This is a genomic window from Pseudomonas sp. RIT-PI-AD, assembly GCF_025642785.1.
Classification (GTDB): Bacteria; Pseudomonadota; Gammaproteobacteria; order Pseudomonadales; family Pseudomonadaceae; genus Pseudomonas_T.
Map to the genome: position 1 here is coordinate 1 of NZ_JANZKU010000055.1, position 3,614 is coordinate 3,614.

The 3,614-nt window shown below is 57.4% G+C and carries 3 protein-coding genes and 1 pseudogene; all 4 read right to left on the bottom strand.

Translation table 11 applies throughout. The features are described from left to right. Positions 1-300: pseudogene (locus tag OGL92_RS21935) on the bottom strand (hypothetical protein); the annotation flags it as partial. Continuing rightward, on the bottom strand, positions 297-2,300 hold the full coding sequence (locus OGL92_RS21940; RefSeq protein ID WP_263147977.1) for a hypothetical protein: 2,004 nt from the start codon (positions 2,298-2,300) through the stop codon (positions 297-299). The gene OGL92_RS21940 and the pseudogene OGL92_RS21935, both read right to left, overlap by 4 nt. Positions 2,301-2,474: 174 nt before the next feature. Further along, a complete protein-coding gene (locus OGL92_RS21945) occupies positions 2,475-2,837 on the bottom strand; it encodes a hypothetical protein (protein WP_263147979.1) in 363 nt (120 codons plus the stop codon). A gap of 58 nt (positions 2,838-2,895) precedes the next feature. Continuing rightward, positions 2,896-3,525: a hypothetical protein gene (locus OGL92_RS21950; RefSeq protein WP_263147982.1), complete on the bottom strand. Its 630-nt coding sequence runs from the start codon at positions 3,523-3,525 to the stop codon at positions 2,896-2,898. Between the last annotated feature and the right edge of the window lie 89 nt (positions 3,526-3,614).

Genomic DNA, 3,614 nt, shown 5'->3' on the forward strand with positions numbered 1-3,614 from the left:
AGGCCGCGGCACGCTCGGCAGCTCGAAGTCGCGCTGCTCGGCGACGGCACCCTGCATTTCCCGCGGCTCGGTGCAGCGCAGTTCCAGCGGCCGGCGGAAATCCAGACCATCGAACCCGGGGCCGAACCAGCCCGCGCCGGAGAGCGTGATGGTCTCCTTCCGCCAGTGCGCCATGGTGATCAGGTCGCCGAGGGATAGCCGGACCTCTGTCTCGCCCAGCTCGCCGCCGTACTCCTGAGCGACACCGCCCGACTCGGCGGTGATCGGCACGCCGCCCAGCGTAACGTGGGGATAGTTCATCGCTTCGTCCGTCCGTGCTGTCGTGCTTTGCGCGCGAGGATCTGCTCGAACCCCTCGCGCTCGGCGAGCAATTGGATGGTCTGCCCGCCGCCTACATCAAGCCTCACCGTGCCCAGGTCACGGCCAGGGGAGGCGCCCGGCGCGCCGGTGGCGGTGTCGATGAGGCTCTGGCTGATACCCGGCAGGGACACCCCGGCCATTCGCTGGGTGAGCCGCTTGGAGGCCTCCGCGGTGAAAACCTTCTCCCCGCCTCGGAACTGCATCAGCTCTGGCCCGTTCTCGCCGACCCAGGCCATGCCCGGTGGTGCGCTGGCGGTGCCGGTGGCATAGCCAGGCATCGGAACGTCCGGGTCCCCAGGAGTGGTATTGGTCGTCAACTTCGGTGGCAATACCGTCGGCTGAATCACCATGTCCTCACCAATGGCCTTAGCCAGCGCCTGAATTTGCGCGCGAATTTTCTCCGCCTGCTCCTGCGGTAGGTCGATGCTGATCTGGACGTTTTTCAGGGCTTCCATCTGCTGCTGAAGCATCGCCACCGCGATGCTGGTATTCAAGAATTGCCGTTCAAGGTCGGACTGCTTGAGGCTTGTCGCATTTTGCTCAATCTGCTGGAGCTCCTCAGCTACGCCTTTTAAGCCGTAGGTATTACCGCCAGCCTCCTGAAACTTGGCAATCATTTCCGCCGCCTCGCGCGCCAACTTCAAGGCCTTTTCCGCATCGCCTGCCTTGAGTGCATCCTTCGCACCGAGCTTCATGTCCTGGATATTGCGGTAATTCGGTTCTGACTTGGGCGCGGTTCCGCTAAGCTTCGCGTACAGCTCGGAATAATAAGTCTCTATTTTTTTCCGCTCTTCGCGGAGTTTCTTTATTTGCCCAAGTAGATTTTGCTCGATAGCGATTTGCTTTTTCGCATAAGCCTCGGTCGCCTTTACGACTTGGTCACGCGAAGCGCGCAAGCCCTCCAGCCCGCGCGCCATTTCATTCGATGATTCCCTGGACTTATCGGCCGCCTCATCCCAGGTGGAATTAATGCGCCGAAAAGCATCGGTTACTGTATCGACAGCATCCAGGGTGCTTTCTTTTATGACATTGGCGGCTTCTGAATACTGACCTTTCGCGACGAAAATTATTGCTGCCATAATTGCGCCGATATTTCTACCTGTTGCCGTGACCGCAGCAGATAGGGCAAACCAGACAGAAGCCAGGAGCTTTATTCCTGCGGCCATCGCCGAAGAAGATGCAGAGGCGCTGTTGGTGTCCTTGGTATATTCCAGAAGCAGCCCGGAAACAGTATTGAGCGCGGGAATTAATTCGGCCGTGAACTTCTGCCCGGCACCTTGAGCCGCGGTTTCCAACACATCCAGCGTGTCGTTGAATTTGCCCGCCGCATCATATACCTCGTCCTCCAGCACAACGCCCAGGTCGGCCGCTTCTTGCTTGAGCCGGCCGATACCATCGGCGCCCATGTTGAGCAGTGGGAGGAGCTTGGTTCCCGCCTTGCCGAACAGCTCAATCGCGAGCGCGGATTTATTCACGCCGTCGGGCATAGCGGCGATCTTTCCGGCGACCTCGGAAAAAAGCTGACCGAGCGGCTTGATATTCCCTTCCTGGTTGCGAATCTCGACGCCGACCTTACCGAAAGCGGCCGCCTGGGCCTGGGTCCCCTCAGCCGCTTTGCCTACGTTCTGGTTGAATTTCGCGAGGGCAGCGGCGAGCCCCTCCGATTCGATGCTGGCGAATTTCGCTGCGTATTGCAGGCCCGCGAACTCGGAGGCTGCCATACCGGTTCGCTCGGCCAGTTCGCCGGTCAGGTCGATCGCATCGACGTTGGTCTTGATCCATGACTCCAGCGCACCGACTGTCAGCGCGGCGGCGATGACACCGCCCGCCTTCTTGGCATTCGCCGCAAACCGTTCGAACTGAGAATCGGCCTCGGCAAACGCCTTGCCCGCGTTGTTCTTGCCCTCGATGACGACCTGCGTCGTGACCTTACCCGCCATTGGAAAGCCCCTTCATGTACTGTTCGAACTGCTGTTTCGAAGCGCCAGCCGCCCGAATCGCCAGAACGTCGCGCTTGTGCTGCTCGTTCCTCAGCCGCCCCGCGCTATCTAGGAATGCCTCTATCTGCGGCAGAGTAAGGCGCTGCACATCGGCCCACGCATGCCCCGCGCTGATCAGTTGCTGGGCTGCATCTGTCCAGCCATGAGGCGAGCTAGATCCGCCAGCGCGAGGTCGAAAAAATGGATGTTGACCCGAACCACATGCGTCACCAGTTGCAGCACCACTGGTGCAGGTAGTCGCCGAACCCGCCAGCGGGAGAGGTTCGTGCATTTGCGAAGTATCGCCCGCATGTTTTGAGCATTGCCGGCGTGGCCCTGAAAGCGCTCGACAGACATATTCGCCATAGCGGCGACTAATGCCTGGGCCGTCTCGCTGAACAGCTCGAAGTTTTGAAACTCGACGCACTTGATTTGCACACTTCTCCCGCAAACAGTAACTACCTGCGGGGTAGGAAATAGGATTTCGCATTCATTCATCAGGTCACTCCAGGCATAAAAAAACCCGCCGAAGCGGGTCTTATATTGACAATCAATATCAATCTCCCTGCACAAAATGTAATTTGATTCTTCCTTTCAATGAGTCGAGCAGACTTAATTTTGCGTCCGAAGGATCAATCATAAACTTGAAATATTTCCTAACTTCCCCGCCATTTTCGACGTGATCTTCGTTGTGGACCGGCGCCCGTAGTATTTCCCGGTTTTCTGTATCTGTAATTACCAGATCCCCGCGAAAACCATTGACTTCTGCACCGCTTCGATTAAAAAATTTGACCGTTATCAACGAGTACACGCGATTTTCGGCGTCGACAATTCTTTGTGTACCATTCAGCACTACGTTTATAGGACCGCCACTTCCGATAGGGGGAGCCTTAGAGCGCTTAGAGCTGACAGTTGATTTATTGGAGTCCTCCATGACGCCGCTCATTAGGTGTTGCATGGTTGTTCGAATTTCATATTTGATATGCTCACGCCCTACGAAATATCCAGCAATTAAGCCGATAAGGAGGGGCAGTAAATATGCCACCTTAGGGGCTAATAAGCGGCCGTACTTCGGGCTTGGCCGCTTAGCGTGGTGGTCAAATCGAACGCCGCATTGTGGGCATTTATCCGGGCTTCCTTGAAGTTGGCTAAGGGTGGGCTCGTGAAAGCAGTTTGCACAAATCATGGTTCCCTCCTTTTCTCGGGGCACAATCCTAACCCACCAGGCCCCGAGTCGCCGGCACTCAGTCCTCCAGCGGCGCGTACTGTTCCACA

Coding starts and splice junctions, on each gene's coding strand:
- OGL92_RS21945 (WP_263147979.1), bottom strand. CDS start 2,837: ATGAATGAATGCGAAATCCTATTTCCTACCCCGCAGGTAGTTACTGTT.
- OGL92_RS21940 (WP_263147977.1), bottom strand. CDS start 2,300: ATGGCGGGTAAGGTCACGACGCAGGTCGTCATCGAGGGCAAGAACAAC.
- OGL92_RS21950 (WP_263147982.1), bottom strand. CDS start 3,525: ATGATTTGTGCAAACTGCTTTCACGAGCCCACCCTTAGCCAACTTCAA.